At 63.2% G+C, this 14,930-nt stretch carries 14 protein-coding genes; 4 read left to right on the plus strand and 10 right to left on the minus strand.

Annotation, left to right across the window (positions count from 1 at the left end):
• Positions 1 to 493: 493 nt before the first annotated feature.
• The 3 genes from HP556_RS07460 to HP556_RS07470 form a co-directional block, all read right to left on the minus strand.
• Positions 494 to 1,492 carry a Bug family tripartite tricarboxylate transporter substrate binding protein gene (locus HP556_RS07460; RefSeq protein ID WP_244499825.1) on the minus strand — a complete coding sequence of 333 codons (999 nt, stop codon included), beginning with the start codon at positions 1,490 to 1,492 and terminating at the stop codon, positions 494 to 496.
• A 174-nt stretch (positions 1,493 to 1,666) separates the two neighbouring features.
• Positions 1,667 to 2,617 (minus strand): polysaccharide deacetylase family protein, encoded by a 951-nt coding sequence (locus HP556_RS07465; protein WP_246297488.1) that lies wholly within the window; start codon positions 2,615 to 2,617, stop codon positions 1,667 to 1,669.
• On the minus strand, positions 2,596 to 3,756 hold the full coding sequence (locus HP556_RS07470) for an FAD-dependent oxidoreductase (protein ID WP_175366485.1): 1,161 nt from the start codon (positions 3,754 to 3,756) through the stop codon (positions 2,596 to 2,598). The genes HP556_RS07465 and HP556_RS07470 overlap by 22 nt, the downstream gene beginning before the upstream one ends.
• Before the next feature lie 298 nt (positions 3,757 to 4,054).
• On the opposite strand from HP556_RS07470, the gene HP556_RS07475 reads away from it, so the two are divergent.
• The 4 genes from HP556_RS07475 (at position 4,055) to HP556_RS07490 (ending at position 7,197) form a co-directional block, all read left to right on the plus strand.
• Positions 4,055 to 5,023: an ABC transporter substrate-binding protein gene (locus HP556_RS07475; RefSeq protein ID WP_175366486.1), complete on the plus strand. Its 969-nt coding sequence runs from the start codon at positions 4,055 to 4,057 to the stop codon at positions 5,021 to 5,023.
• Positions 5,023 to 5,844 carry an ABC transporter ATP-binding protein gene (locus HP556_RS07480; RefSeq protein WP_175366487.1) on the plus strand — a complete coding sequence of 274 codons (822 nt, stop codon included), beginning with the start codon at positions 5,023 to 5,025 and terminating at the stop codon, positions 5,842 to 5,844. The genes HP556_RS07475 and HP556_RS07480 overlap by 1 nt, the downstream gene beginning before the upstream one ends.
• 2 nt (positions 5,845 to 5,846) lie before the next feature.
• Positions 5,847 to 6,599: an ABC transporter permease gene (locus HP556_RS07485; RefSeq protein WP_175366488.1), complete on the plus strand. Its 753-nt coding sequence runs from the start codon at positions 5,847 to 5,849 to the stop codon at positions 6,597 to 6,599.
• 67 nt (positions 6,600 to 6,666) lie between these two features.
• Positions 6,667 to 7,197, plus strand: a complete 531-nt coding sequence (locus HP556_RS07490; RefSeq protein WP_175366489.1) for a MarR family winged helix-turn-helix transcriptional regulator — start codon at positions 6,667 to 6,669, stop codon at positions 7,195 to 7,197.
• Between the two features lie 159 nt (positions 7,198 to 7,356).
• On the opposite strand, the gene HP556_RS07495 is transcribed toward HP556_RS07490, so the two are convergent.
• From HP556_RS07495 to hpaR, 7 genes are all read right to left on the minus strand, one after another.
• Positions 7,357 to 8,133, minus strand: a complete 777-nt coding sequence (locus HP556_RS07495; protein ID WP_092146581.1) for an HpcH/HpaI aldolase family protein — start codon at positions 8,131 to 8,133, stop codon at positions 7,357 to 7,359.
• A 163-nt stretch (positions 8,134 to 8,296) separates the two neighbouring features.
• Positions 8,297 to 9,382 (minus strand): malate/lactate/ureidoglycolate dehydrogenase, encoded by a 1,086-nt coding sequence (locus HP556_RS07500; protein WP_175366490.1) that lies wholly within the window; start codon positions 9,380 to 9,382, stop codon positions 8,297 to 8,299.
• Positions 9,383 to 9,434: 52 nt separating this feature from the next.
• Positions 9,435 to 10,178, minus strand: a complete 744-nt coding sequence (locus HP556_RS07505; protein WP_068735820.1) for an ABC transporter ATP-binding protein — start codon at positions 10,176 to 10,178, stop codon at positions 9,435 to 9,437.
• A complete protein-coding gene (locus HP556_RS07510; protein WP_175366491.1) occupies positions 10,178 to 11,956 on the minus strand; it encodes a branched-chain amino acid ABC transporter ATP-binding protein/permease in 1,779 nt (592 codons plus the stop codon). The genes HP556_RS07505 and HP556_RS07510 overlap by 1 nt, the downstream gene beginning before the upstream one ends.
• Positions 11,953 to 12,828, minus strand: coding sequence for a branched-chain amino acid ABC transporter permease (locus tag HP556_RS07515; protein WP_089265092.1), 876 nt, complete (start codon positions 12,826 to 12,828; stop codon positions 11,953 to 11,955). Before HP556_RS07515 ends, HP556_RS07510 begins: the two co-directional genes overlap by 4 nt.
• A gap of 217 nt (positions 12,829 to 13,045) precedes the next feature.
• Positions 13,046 to 14,194, minus strand: a complete 1,149-nt coding sequence (locus HP556_RS07520) for an ABC transporter substrate-binding protein (protein ID WP_175366492.1) — start codon at positions 14,192 to 14,194, stop codon at positions 13,046 to 13,048.
• A 159-nt stretch (positions 14,195 to 14,353) separates the two neighbouring features.
• A complete protein-coding gene (gene hpaR / locus HP556_RS07525; protein ID WP_175366493.1) occupies positions 14,354 to 14,875 on the minus strand; it encodes a homoprotocatechuate degradation operon regulator HpaR in 522 nt (173 codons plus the stop codon).
• Positions 14,876 to 14,930 lie beyond the last annotated feature (55 nt).

Genomic DNA, 14,930 nt, shown 5'->3' on the forward strand with positions numbered 1-14,930 from the left:
AGGGAGCCTCAAGCGAGTAAGCCGAACGCGTTTTGACTTGGTCGTCCGTCACACTGTCCAGGGGTCTGTCGATCCCAAGGCCGGCCGTCTCCTTGCCAGTGGCAGTGCTGGCGCAGATCCGTCCTGCCCGAAGACAGACGTTCCCCCATGAACCGCGTGACGCCGCATCTCCGGCGTCCACCGCATCCAGCCCCGCGAACGTGACGATCGCGATCGCCCCTCTCGGTGGGGCAGGACGAAGGGGAATATAAACCTGAATGGGGATGTCGTCAACGAGAGATAGGAAAAAATGTTTAGGGCCCGTCTTAGCGCCCCACACTGTCATTCCGGGGCGCGGGCGCGCCTTCGCGCACGCGAACCCGGAATCCCGACCTGCTTTGCGCTGAACACTCTGAGATTCCGGGTTCGCGTCCGGCAAGTGCCGGCCGCGCCCCGGAATGACAGCGGGGAAGTCAGCCCCCCCGGAATGACGAGCGTGAGACGGCGACCCAACCTACTGCGGCTGCGGCCCCAGGCTCGCGGCAAGCTCGGCCCAGACCGGCGCCTCTTCCTTGTAGAGCGCCTGGCTCGCTTCCAGTGTCATCGGGCCCTCGTCGATACCCTGGCTCTTGAGGAGTTCACGCACGCGATCGCTCTTGCCGGCGCCAACGAACAGCGCGGACAGTTTTGCGACCACCTCCGGCGGCGTCTTCGCCGGAGCCACACATCCCTGAAAGGTCAGCAGGCTGTGCGCGCGTGAGGTTGCGCCCTGTTCGAGGAATGTGCCGACGTCGGGAAGATCCTTGATGCGGCGGCGCGACACCGCGACAGCGCGGGCCTTGCCGGTTTGCAGCACCGGCAGCGCCGCAGCGTAGCTGCCGATGCCGGCATCGATGGAGCCGCCGGCGAGATCCTGCCACATCGGCGCCTCGCCGCGATAATGCACCGCTTCCATCTTCAGCCCATACTGCTTGTTGAGCTCGACGATGACCATATGCGCGAAGGAGCCGGACGCATATGTGCCGACATTCACCTTCTCGGTCTTGCGCGCATAGTCGATGAAGTCCTTCAGCGTTTTTGCGCCGACCTTCTCGCTCACCATCAGCGGCAGGCTGCCGCCCGGCATCACCGCGACCCAGGCGAAGTCCTGCGGGACACTGTACTTGATGTCCTTGATGAGGACGGGATTGAGCATATAGGCGGTGGTGTTGCAGATCATCAGCGTGTGGCCGTCGGGATCGGAGCGCTTCAGCTCCATCGCTGCGACAGCGCCGCCGGCACCGGCCTTGTTCTCGACCACCACGGTCTGCCCGAGTTCACGCGACAGATACTCGCCATAGACGCGCGAGAATTGATCGGTCTGACCACCGGCCGCAGAGCCCGCGAGAATCTTGATCGGCTTGGTTGGCCAGCTATTGGCGCGGACGAGTGACGGCGCACTCAACAATGCAGCAGCGCCTGCGCCCGCGGTGACGAATTGGCGTCGATTGAGCAGACGCAAGTTGTTTCGCACAATCATTCTCCCGATTTGATCTTATCTCTGCGGATAAGTGTATCGAGTATGACCGGCTTCGCCTGCGAAGGCAAAGCAGAGTGACACGCACAGGCGTTCGGAGAACACATGCGGTAACGCCGCCTCTGGCCTGCATGCCATCAGCCGGAATATTGCCCGGCCGTCAGCGGCGCGTCATGGCTTCGGCGGAAAATGCGTTCGCCAATGCTGCGCGACATCGATGCCGCGGCAGAACCATACGCCATCATGCGCGCTCATGTGTTCGAGCATCCTGATGAGCCCGCCAACACGGCCAGGACGGCCGATCAAACGGTCATGCAGACCGATGGACAGCAGTTTCGGCGCGCCGGCGACGCCTTCCGCGTAGAGCACGTCGAAGGCATCGCGCATGTATGTGAAGAACTGCTCGCCGGTCGAGAAACCGGAATTCTCGTTAAAGCGATTGTCGTTGGATTCATAAGAGTACGGCACGACGAGAAACGGGCCGTGCTCGGTCTTCACCCAGTAGGGCAACTCATCGGCGAGCGAGTCGCGGTCGTAGAGAAAGCCGCCCTCCTCCGCGAGCAGCCGCCGCGTGTTGGGACCGGGACGTCCGGTCATCCAGCCGAGCGGGCGGCTACCGGTCAGCTCGGTGAGTATCTCGATCGCCTTGACGATATGCGCACGCTCGATCGCTTCATCCACATCGCAATAATCAATCCAGCGATAGCCGTGGCTGACCATCTCATGACCGCGCGCAACGCAGGCTTTCGCCAGTTCCGGATTTTGCTCCATCGCCCGCGCGACGCCGAGAATACTGACAGGCACCTTGAAGCGGTCAAGCACGTCGAGGATACGCCAGGCGCCGCGGCGACTGCCATATTCGAACACGGACTCCACCAACGGAACGCGAACGCCCTCTTTGGTCGGCACGCCGATGTCATTCAGCATGCCTTCGGAGACTGCATCGCCATTCGCCAGCGTGGACTCGCCGCCACCTTCGATATTCAGGCTGATGCTGACCGCGATCTTCGCGCCGTTCGGCCAGCTCGGATCGGGTGACGTGGCGCCGTAACCGACAAGATCGCGCGCCTGCATCGGTTCAGGACGGATGTCGCCGGGCTTCATCGCTGCAAATTCGGACATAGGGCCTCCGGAATGGCTCGGTCGAGCGGCACGGTGCAGGCATCATAACCGAAGAACCAGTCGGTCTTCGTCGGGCCATGCATCCACGAATTGGCGATGGAAATCTGCTGGATGTCGGCGACGCGCGGGATGCGGATCATCGTGTAATGCGCGAAGGCCGTGGCGGGGTCGCCGAACTCGGCGATGCAGCGGCCGAGGATCGCGGCGTCCTCGATGGCCGCCGAGCCACCAGCCGCCATGAACGGACGCACCGCATGGCAGGCATCGCCCATCAGCACCACGCGACCCTTGTGCCAGGTGTCGTTGCGCGGCCGATCGAAGATCGGCCACACGGTGACATCTTCCGCCGCTTCCGCCGCGCGCCTGAGATCGGGATGCGCGCTGTCGAAGGCGGCAATGAATTCGTCGCGGTCGCCCTTCACCGGCGAACCGTCGCCGTCCCAGCGCGCCATCGGCAGCGCCGCCATGACATAGACCTCGTTGCGGTCGGGCGTCATGTAGTAAGCCAGCGTATGCCGGTCCGGCGCCCACCACTTGGTACAGTCGTCGATGGGGTCACCCGTGATGCGGCTCGCCGGAAACACCGCGCGCGGTGCAGAACGCCCGATGAAGCGTGGCTCTTCCGCGCCAAGGATGAGTTCGCGGGTGATGGAGCGAATGCCGTCAGCGCCGATGGCGATATCGGCTTCCGCGCTTGTGCCGTTCTCGAAGCGCAAGGTGAGCGCGTCGCCGCGCTCCTCGATGCCGGTGAGCTTGTGGCCGAAACGGATGGTGTCGGGCGCGAGCGGTCGCTGCAGCAACTGATGCAGATCGGCGCGGTGGATGTTGACAAAGGGGCCGCCGAAACGCGCTTCGCATTCCGCGTCGAAATCGAGCCTGTAGAGCTGCTCGCCCGTATCCCATGCACGGCTGAGAAACGCATCGGGGCGAATGCCGGTGGCGGCGAAGGCGTCTTCGAGATCGAGCCGTCGCAGCACCTTGGAAACGTTGGCGCCGAGAATGATGCCGGCGCCGATGCGCGAAAAACTCGGCGACTGCTCATAGACCGCGACCGGGAAGCCGGCGCGCTGCAGCAGCCCCGCCACCGTCAATCCGGCGAGACCCGCGCCGAGAACGGCGATCCGTGTTCCGCGATCCATCTCTCACCTCGTTCCAGCGGCGCCACAGCGTCCGGGCCGCAGATCATTCGATATCTAATGATTTCGCATAGAACGGGCCGATCACGGCTGTCAAGCAACGGCATAGGCCGCCTCAGAAACGAGCCATATGCGCGGATTTTACGCGGAATTTCGTTTATCTCGATGAGTTTTTGGGCAGCGTCTCCGTTGATCTTCATCAAAGCCGCCCTTAACATTTATTCGATTGCGAACGAATTTGGATGCGCCGCTTGCGCACCGAAAGCCGGCCTCCTCCTCACCCGTCACTGAAGGTCAGACCATGAAATTCCGCGCTCGCCTCACCGCCGCCCTGCTCGCGACCCTGGCTGCGGCCGGCGTCTCCAGCGCGCAGGCTGCCGAGATCAATTTCATCACCGATTTCGGCTTCAACGGCCGCCACGCTTATTTCTACGTTGCCCGCGAGAAGGGCTACTACAAGGCCGAGGGCTTCGACGTGAACTTCGTGCGTGGCCAGGGCTCGGCCGACGCCATCAAGAAGGTGGCTGCCGGCGTCGCCACCTTCGGCTTCGCCGATGCCGGCTCGCTGGTGCTGGCGCGCGGCAATGACGGCGTGCCGGTGAAGCTGGTCTCGGTGGTCTATGCGAAGCCGCCGCAGGCAATCTTCGCCATCAAGGGCAGCGGCATCAATTCGCCGAAGGATCTCGAAGGCAAGACCGTCGCCGACACCGCATCAAGCTCGGTGCGCCTGCTGTTCCCGGCTTTCGCCAAGGCCGCCGGCATCGACGCCAGCAAGGTGAAGTGGGTGGTCGCCGAAGGCTCGGCGCTGCCGTCGCTGCTCGCCAATGGCCGCGCGGATGCGATCTGCCAGTTCTCGGTCGGCGAGCCGCTGATTGCAGCAGCCGTAGCGCCGAAGGAAGTCACCCGCATCAACTACGCCGACTCCAACCTCGATTATTACGGCAACGGCCTGATCGCTTCCGAGGAGATGATCGCGAAGAGCCCGGATCAGGTGAAGGCCTTCGTCCGCGCCACCATCAAGGGCATGAAGGACGCCTTCGCCAATCCGGCGGAAGCCGCCACCATCATGGCGAAGTATCAGAAGGAATTGCAGCCGGCGGTGATCGAAGGTGAGACCAGGCTCGTGAAGGAACTCGCAGAGGTGAAGGGATCGCTCGGCCATATCGACCCGAAGAGCATCGCCAGCACCGTCGATGTGATGTCGGCCAACTTCACGCTGAAGAATCCCGTGAAACCGGAAGACCTGTTCGCGCCGGGCTTCATCGACTGATGACGGCGATCCCCGCACACAATGCTGCGCCGTCGCGGACTGCCGCGGCGGTGGTTCCTGCGATCGATCTCAAGGGCGTCACCAAGACCTATCCGGGCCGCGACGGCAAGGCCACGCATGCGCTGGGACCGGTCGATCTGCGCATCGATCCTGGCAGTTTCGTCTCGGTGGTCGGCCCGTCAGGCTGCGGCAAGTCCACGCTGCTGCGCCTCGTTGCCGGGCTGGAAATGCCCGACACCGGCACCATGCAGCGCTATGGCACGCCGCTCGACGGCCCATCGCATGAAGTGGGCATCGTGTTTCAGGAGCACGTGCTGTTTCCATGGACCAGCGTGCTCGACAACGTCTTGCTTCCCGCCGACGTGCTGGCGCTGCCGAAAGCCGCCGCGCGCGAGCGGGCGCTGAAGCTGCTCGAACTCACCGGCCTGAAGGACTTCGCCCATCAGCGTCCGCAGGCACTGTCCGGCGGCATGAAGCAGCGCGCCGCTTTCTGCCGCGCCATGATCTCCGATCCGCGCCTGCTCCTCCTCGACGAACCCTTTGGCGCGCTCGACGCGCTCACCCGCGAGGAATTGTCGCTCGAACTCTCGCGCCTCTGGCAGGAGCTGGGCCGCGCCGCGCTGCTCATCACCCATGACATCGAGGAGGCGATCCTGCTCGGTGACCGCGTGCTGATCATGTCCGAACGCCCCGGCACTATCCGTGCCGACATCACCATCGATCTGCCGCGTCCGCGCGATGCCGACACCGTGAAGCTGCCGCGCTTCCAGGAGATCAAGAACCAGATCCGCGACATCATCTTCAACCGGATGGGTGGCTGATCATGTCCTTCCCGCGCTTCATCGACCGCGCCGCCACGCCACTGATCTATCTGGCGCTATTGATCGGCTGGGAACTCATCTGCGACGCCCTGAAAATTCCGACATGGATCCTGCCGGCGCCCTTGGAGATCTATCATTCAGCCGTGAAGTGGGCGCCGGAGCTTGCCTCCAATACGCTAGTAACGCTCCGTGAAACGGTGCTCGGCTTCGTGCTGGCGATCGCGCTGTCGCTGCCGCTGGCGATCCTGATCAGCCTCAATCCACTGGCGCGCCGGATCATCTATCCGATCCTGCTCGGCCTGCAGTCGGTGCCGAAGGTCGCCGTGGCGCCGCTGATCATCCTGTGGTTCGGCCTCTCCGAATGGCCGAAGATCCTGGTCGTGGTGCTGGTCTGCTTCTTCCCGATCCTCGTCAACATGGTTGCCGGCTTCGAGGCCGCGCCAAAGACCATGCTCGACCTGATGCGCTCGCTCGGCGCCTCGCCGCATATGGTGTTCCGCCGGCTGCGCGTTCCCGTGGCGCTGCCGCACTTCTTCACCGGCTGCAAGGTGGCGGTAACCTTCGCCGTGATCGGCGCTGTGATCAGCGAATTCGTCGCCGCGCAGGACGGGCTCGGCTATCTGATCCTGACCTCCACCGCGCAGTCGCAGACGCCGCTCGCTTTCGCCGCCATCGCGCTGCTCACCGTGTTGAGTATTGCGCTGTTTCACGGCATCGAGTTTATCGAACGACGTGTGATCGACTGGACGCCGTGAGACCATGACTGACGAGACATCTGGATCGAAACCACCCTCGCGTCGCCCGACGCGCGCGCGCGCGGCAATGCGCGAACAGGTCGATGCCATTTTTACGCAGTGGCAGACGGAGCGGCCGGATATCGACCCAAGCCCGGTGCACATCTACGGCCTGATCGGCCGGATTCAAATGCAATGCACGGCCCTCATCGACGAGGCGCTCGCGCCCTTCGAACTGACGCGCGGCACCTATGACGTGCTGACCGCGCTGCGCCGCGCTGGCGCGCCCTACAGCCTGTCGCCGAAGCAGATCGCCCAATCGCTGCTGCTGTCAGGCGCCGGCCTGACCAGCCGGCTCAACAAGCTGGAAGCGCAGAACTACCTGGCGCGGCTGCCGGAGCCGAATGATCGCCGCACGCTGCGCGTCCAGCTTACGTCGGCGGGCGAAACCGTGATCAACGAAGCGATTCCGCGGGTGTTCGACGTGCAGCGGGAGTTGTTGGCACCGCTCGGCCCGGAGGGGCAGCAGCGGCTGATGCAGGAGCTGATGCGTTTTGCAGATGTGATCGACGGGCGGCAGAGCGAGATCAAGATAGACACGGTGCCGGTGGTGGAGTGATCCTTCCTTCTCCCCTTGTGGGAGAAGGTGGCACGGCCGAAGGCCGTGACGGATGAGGGGGCCGGCCGGGCTCGGAGCTTGTGGCTACCCCTCACCCGTCTCGCCGCTTCGCGGCGATCCACCCTCTCCCACAAGGGGAGAGGGAAGAGAGCCTGTGGCTTACGCCTTGCCGCCCGAGCCCTTGCGGGTGTCGTTGACCCAGCTCTTCGCGCCGGTGGCGAGAATGCCGCTGTCGTTGAGCAGCGTCACCAGCTTGAAGCCCATGCCAATGTTCTTGGCGGCGCCGGCCGGGCCGGAGCAGTGGATGCCCGGGTTGAGGCCGCGCTTGTCGCATTCCTTGATCAGTTTGTCGTAGATCTTGAGGATCTCCGGCTCCTCGCGGTCGAGCTTCGGCACCAGGCCGTAGGAAAAGCCGAGGTCGGACGGCCCGACATAGACACCATCGATGCCCTCGACATCGAGAATGGCTTCCATGTTGTCGACCGCGGTTTTGGTTTCCAGCATCGGCAGGCAGATGATGTCGGCGTTCGCCGTCTTCTGGTAGTCGCCGGCGCCGCCATACATGCCGGAGCGGATCGGACCGTTGCTGCGGGTGCCGCGCGGCGGATACTTGCAATACTGCACGAAGTTCTCGGCTTCTTCCTTGGTGTTGACCATCGGACAGATCACGCCATAGGCGCCGCCATCGAGCACCTTGCCGATGATGCCAGGTTCGTTCCATGGCACGCGGACCATCGGCGTCACCGGATGCGCACCCATCGCCTGGAAGCACTCCACCATCGACATGTAGTCCTGCACGCCGTGCTGGATATCGACGGTGACGCTGTCGAAGCCGCACTGCGCCATCACTTCGGCAGAGAAGCCCGACGGAATCGCGAGCCAGCCGTTGACGGCGACCTTGCCCGCCTTCCAGATTTCCTTGACCTTGTTTGCCATCGGTATTCCTCCGCTTTTCATGAGACGTCATGGCCGAGCTTGTCCCGGCCATCCACGCCTTTTCAGTGATTGATAGTAAAGACGTGGATGCCCGGGACATCAAGCGAAGTCCTCGCTTCGCGCTGGCCTGGCATGACGACGGTGAGTGTTGCGTGACGCATGACTACGACGTCGCCTTCTTCACGGCGTCTTCGCTGACGCCGACGTCGCGTGCGGTCTGCACGATGGCAGCCCAGGTCTCATCCGGCAATGGCACGCCATTGGCGGTGCGGTCGGCACGAGTCTTCGCCTCGTTGTCGCCGGGGATCAGAACCGCATCGACGCCGGCGGCCGGCTTGGCGCTCTTGAAGAAGTCGACATAACGCGCGACTTCGCCGTCGAAGAAGTTCGCGGGGTCGATCACCTTCGGATCGATATAGATCGAGAACATGCCATTGGCGAATGGCCGATCATACTTGGTGGCACCGTTGCCGGTGAGCGCACCGCCGAGCAATTCGCAGATCAATGCGAGGCCCGAGCCCTTGTGATCGCCGAAGGCGCGGATGGCGCCGGTGCCCTTGGAGTGATCGCGCGGACCTTGCATCTCATGCGGGCCGTAAAGCAGCGCCGGATCTTCGCTCAGCGACCCGTCAGGCGCAATCAGCGCACCCTTCGGCAGTTTCTTGCCGCCGCGCGAGGCGACCAGCACCTTGCCTTCGGCCACCACCGAGGTCGCGAAGTCGAGCACCACCGGCATCTGTCCGGGACGCGGAATGCCAACGCAATAAGGCGCGGTGGACAGACGACGCTCGACACCGCCATAGGGCGCGACCAGCACGGAGCCGGCGGCCGTGACAAAATGGATCGAGACCAAGCCTTCGGCCGCGGCCATCTCGGCCCAGTCGCCGATGCGGCCGATGTGACCGGAATTCTTGGTGGCGATGGCGGAGAGACCAGCCGCCTTGCACTTCTCGATGCCGAGCTTGACCGCCTGCGGGCCGACCGTCTGGCCATAGCCGAAGCGGCCATCGACCACGGCGAGCGACGGCGTATCGACGGGGATCTCGATGGTCTGGTTGGGGGTGATCATCCCGTTATTGCGCCAGCGGATATAGACCGGCACGCGGATCACGCCGTGGCTGTCATGGCCTGTGAGGTTCGCTGTCGTGAGATAGGTCGCGATGCGCTTCGCCTCTTCCGGGGAAGAGTCCGCATGGGCGAACACGTCGGCGACGAAATCGATGAGCTTATTGACTTGAACTGTAACCATGGCGGGACATTCGTCCTTGTTGATGGGCAGCGAGGCCGTCGGTGCAAGACCCTCAATGGGCCGCAAGACCCGCTGCAGGTTTGCCATGACCGCCGAGATAGGCGGCCGCGATGGCCTCGTTGGCCCAGAGATCCTCCGGCTTGCCGCCAAGCACGATACGGCCGGTTTCCAGCACGTAACCCTGATCGGCGACGGATAGTCCCATGCGCGCATTTTGCTCCACAAGCAAGACCGTGGTGGAGAGGCGGATTTCCGTGATGATGCGGAACACCGCCTGCACGATGACCGGCGCGAGGCCGAGCGACGGCTCGTCCAGGAGTAGCAACCGCGGCTTGGCCATCAACCCGCGCGCGACCGCCACCATTTGCAACTGGCCGCCCGAGAGCGTCCAGCCGAGCGCACCAGAGAATTTCCGTATGTCGGGAAACAGGTCGAACATCGCATCGGCTTCACCAGACAATTCGGCCTTGCTCGCTTTGCGATTGGAGCCCCCGAGCATGATGTTCTCTTTCACCGTCAGGCCGGGAAACACCCGCCTGCCCTCCGGCACATGGGAGATGCCCATCCGCACGATGGCTTCCGGCCCGAGACCTGCAATGGACTTGCCGTCGAACAGGATGTCGCCCGAGGCCGGCTTGGCGAGACCGGAGATCGCACGCAGCGTGGTCGACTTGCCGGCACCGTTGGCACCGAGCAGCGTGACCACCTGCCCTTCCTCGACATTGAACGACACACCGCGGAGCGCGACGATTTCGCCGTAGCGGACATTGAGATCGTTGATTTCAAGCAGCGGCATCAGTCTGTTCCGAGATAGGCCGAGACGACGTCGGGATGGCGGAGCACCGCCATCGACTCGCCGTCGGCAATACGCCGTCCGAAATTCAGCACGGTGATGTGCTGCGCTGCTTCCGACACCAGCGTCATGTCGTGATCGATGATCAGGATGGTCAGCCCCTGCGCCGCGATGCGCTTGAGCAGTTCGTGCAATTCGAGCTTCTCGGTCGAATTGAGGCCGGCAGCGGGCTCGTCGAGCAGCAGCAGCGTCGGGTTCGCCGCCAATGCGCGCGCGATCTCGATGAGGCGCTGATGGCCGTAGGAGAAGCTGGAGATCAGCTCCATGGCGCGCGGACCGAGGCCGACGAAAGTGAGTGCCGCCAGCGCCCGCTCGGTCAGCGCGGCTTCATCGCCCTTGCCGGTGAGCGTATTGCCCGGCCGCTCGGCGCCGATGATGACGTTTTCCAGCGCGGTCATCGAGCGGAACAGGCGGATGTTCTGGAAGGTGCGGCCGAGTCCCGCTGCCGCGCGCAGATGCGGCGGCATCGTGGTGACGTCGGTGCCGTCCAGCACCACCTTGCCTGAGGTCGCGTTGTAGAGACCCGACAGCACGTTGAGCGTCGTGGTCTTGCCGGAGCCGTTGGGGCCGATCAGCGCGTGCACGCCGCCGCGGCGCACGGATATGTCGACCTGATCGACAGCTTTCAAGCCGCCGAAATGTTTCGACAGGCCGGTGACTTCGAGCACCATGTCGCCGCCGGTCGCCGCCGGCTTGAGCTGCAGCGGCGCGCTGGTCACGGCCACCTTCTTGCTGCTGCGCATGCGATCATAGGCCGCGGTGACGAAGCCCCAGATGCCGTCGGGCATGAAGCGGATGATCAGGATCACCGACAGGCCGTAGATGGCGAGATAGAGGCCCGGCACGCTCTTGAGGAAACGCAACCATTCCGGAATGAGGATCAGAAGACCCGTGCCGATGGCGGAGCCGATCGGCGACGCCACGCCGCCGAGCAGCGACATCGTGAGAAACACGATGGATTCGGCGAAGGAGAACTGGTCCGGGCTGATATAAGCGAAGCCGCCCGCAAAGAGGCCGCCGCCGAGGCCGCCAAGCACGGCCGATATGGCGAAGGCATAGACCTTGGTGCGAAACACATCGATGCCGTTGACGCCGGCGGCGAGTTCATTGTCGCGCACGGCGCGCATGGCGCGGCCGAGCCGCGTCTCCGGCAGATGCCAGACGACGTAGCCGACCAGCGCCAGCATCGCGACGCAGAAAGCGAGATAGGACTGCGACGACAGGAACAGCGACGGGCGCCCGATCTTCGACACGCCGTCCGGTCCCTTGGTGAGCCAGATCGCGTTGATCATCACCAAAGTGACGATCTGCTGGAACGAGATCGTCACCATGGCCAGATAATGCCCGCCGAGCCGCAGCGTCGACAGGCCAAGGACCGCGCCGGCAATCAGCGCCATCACGCAGCCCGCCACCAGGCAGAGCCAGTAGCTGAGCTGATAGTCCGTGGTGCCGATGCCGACCGCATAGGCGCCGAAGCCGAAGAATGCCGCCTGCGCCAGATTGATCTGCCCGCACAGGCCGAGCACCACCGAGAGGCCGAACACGGCGATGGCGAAAGTAGTGGCCTGCATCAGGATGTTGAGGATGTAGCCGTCGAACTGCATCGACGACGCCAGAAAGACCACGATGGCGGCGCCGATGAAATACGGCGCGTGGCGCAGCAGCAGCGGCTTCGGACGCGTGATGACCACTGCCGGGATGTTGTCGCTGGAGGTGCTCATGCTTTCTCCGCGACACGTTCGCCGAAGATGCCCTGCGGACGAAACACCAGGAACAGCACCAGCACGAGGAAGGCGAAGCCGTCCTTGTAGGGCACGGAGATATAGGCCGCGCCAAACGTCTCGATGATGCCGAGCGCAAGGCCGCCGATGATGGCGCCGGTGACATCGCCGAAGCCGCCGATGATGGTGGCCGCAAACGCCTTGAGCGCGATGGTGGAGCCCATCTGGATCGACACGAACAGGATCGGCGCAACCAGAAGCCCGGCGAGACCGCCGAGTACGGCCGAATAGATGAAGGTGACCATGATCATGGTGGAGACGGAGATGCCGAGCAGCGACGCCATTTCCTTGTCCTGCGACGTGGCCTGCAGCTTCTTGCCGATCATGGTGTGTTCGAAGAACCAGTAATTGAAGATAACCAGCGCGATGGTGACCACGATGATCAGCAGATACTGGCTGTCGAGATAGACCGGACCGAGCTGGATGCCGGGCGTGTCGAACCAGCCCGGCAGCACCTGCGGCTGCGGGCCATACAGCGCCAGCACGCCATTGGCCATCAGGATCGAGGCGCCGATGGTGGCGATGATCACAGGCAGATAGGTGCGGTGGCGCAGCGGATAATAGACGCCGAGATTGAAGATGACGCCGATGACCGCCATGCCGGCGAGCGCAATGATGAAGGACAGCCAATAGGGCAGTTCCAGATCGACGGCGCAGACCACCATGAGATAGGCGGCGACCATCGAGAACTCGCCCTGCGCAAAATTGACGACATTGGTGGCGCGGAAGATCAGCACGAAGCCCAGCGCCACCAGCGCATAGACGGCTCCGATACCGATTCCCGTAAACAGTAACTGCAGTACCAGATCCATCAGGCGTGCTCGGTGGGAGGTGATTTTGCCAAGAACTCATCATTCCGGGATGCGCCCCCTTGGGCGCAGACCCGGAATCTCGACATGGTGAGCGCGGCAACAGGCGCTGAACATTTCGGGATTCCCCGCCACTCCAATTGGAGTGGCTGAGGTTCACACGCGAAGATGCGCGTGCCCCGGGATTACGGTGAAGGCCGTCGGTCGACGGCCCTCACCGTCAGTTATCGAATTCGATGTGCTTGTCGAAGACGATGTTGCCCTTCTCGTTCTTCACGATGTTGTAGCCGTGCAGACCGTCGCCGTTCTTGTCGAAGTTGTATTCGCCTTCGGCGCCCGGATATTTCTTGATGGCGACGATGGCCTCGCGGATCTTCTGCGGATCGGTCGAACCGGCATTCTTGATGGCCATGGCCAGCACGTTGATGGCATCATACGGCCACGAGCTCTGGTTATCCGGCGCGACCTTGTAGGCATCGCGATAGGCCTTGCCGAAGGCCTTCGACGCCTCGGAGGAATCTTCCGCGTAATCGGCGACGCCATAGGTGCCGTAGAGCGCGGGACCGGCGAGCTTCAGCGCTGTGACGTTGACGATCGAGGGCGAGCCGACCCACGGAATGTTGACACCGAGCTGGCGCAGCTGACGGGCAAAAATGCCGAGATCGTTTTCGAAGGTGAAGTATGAGCCGAGAATGTCGGCGCCCGACTGCTTGATCGCCAATACGACAGGCGTGAAGTCCTGGCTCTGATTGGCATAGCCCTGATCAAGCGCGACGGTGGCCCCCAGCGGCCCGAGCGCTTCGGTCAGTGCTTTGCCGCCTGCCGTGCCGAAGGCATCGGTCGAATGCAGCACGGCCCACTTCTTCTTGTCGAGATTCTTGACGCCATATTCGGCGATGACGCGGCCGGAATAGCTGTCATTCGGGCGGAAGCGGAACAGCCAGGGATTGCCGAGCTTGGTGAGGTTGGGATCGGTGCCGCCGAACATCACCGGCTTGCCGAGCTTGAGCACGTCAGGCGCCATCGCATGCACTTGAGTCGAACGGATCGAGCCGAGGAAACCGACGATTTCGGGATTGGCAGCAAGCTTGGAGAAGGCCAGCACGATGCCGGGATTGGTGGTCTGGTCGTCCTCGATGATGAGTTCAATTTGTTTGCCGAGGATGCCGCCTGCCTTGTTGATGGCCTCGACTGCGAGCTTGGCGCCGCCGGTGGCATATTTGCCCGCTTCGGCGGCCGGCCCCGTAATCGGCGCGCACATGCCGATCTTGATCGTTCCGCCGCCCTGGGCGCGCGCGCTGCCAATGATGTAGGGGGCGGTCAGACCAGCGGCCAATCCTGCCGTGAATCCACGTCTCGTGAGCGTCATCGTTCTCTCCCTAAGAGGCCGGACTTGAGCGCCAGCCTTCTTTTGATGGCGGGAGTTGAGCGAAAAATTCTCCTCCTGTCTACAGCCCAGCGAAATTCGTACGACGAATTAACGCTCGCGTGACGTGCTGCGGCCTTGCCGCAAAAATATGCAGATCAGCTATTCACCAGCGTCATCGTCTTCCGCCCCATCGGCAGCAGGCATGGCCAGCAGCGCAGCTTCCAGCTCATGCAACAGGGCCTGCAGGTCCGACAATTTGCGCGCGCCGAAGCGCTTCGTCATCTCGGCATAGATTGCCTCCGATGTGGGCGCGACGGCCTCGATCAATTTCAATCCCTTTGACGTGATCGAAACAATGCTGCGGCGCAAATCGGCCTTCAGCAAGCGCCGCTCGATCAGCTTGCGCCCTTCGAGATCACGCAGGATGCGCGACAGGCTCGGCCCCAGCAGGAAGGCGACCCGCGCGAGTTCCGTCACCTCGATCTCGCCCGACGCCGCGAGCGCGCGCAGGATGCGCCATTGCTGTTCGGTGAGATCATGCGCGCGAAGCGATGGTCGAAAATGTCGCATCACCGATTCCCGCGTTCGCAGCAGCGACATCGGCAGCGACTGCGAGAAGTCGCGCATGGGGATTTTCGCGGCGGCCCTGGCGGCGGTCCGTGGCTTTGATGCTGTCGTCATGGTCGCCTCTATAGGATGATTCTGGCGCACCGCAGTGTGCAACGCACAATCGAAT

Origin of the sequence: Tardiphaga robiniae (assembly GCF_013359755.1) — a bacterium.
Classification (GTDB): Bacteria; Pseudomonadota; Alphaproteobacteria; order Rhizobiales; family Xanthobacteraceae; genus Tardiphaga; species Tardiphaga robiniae.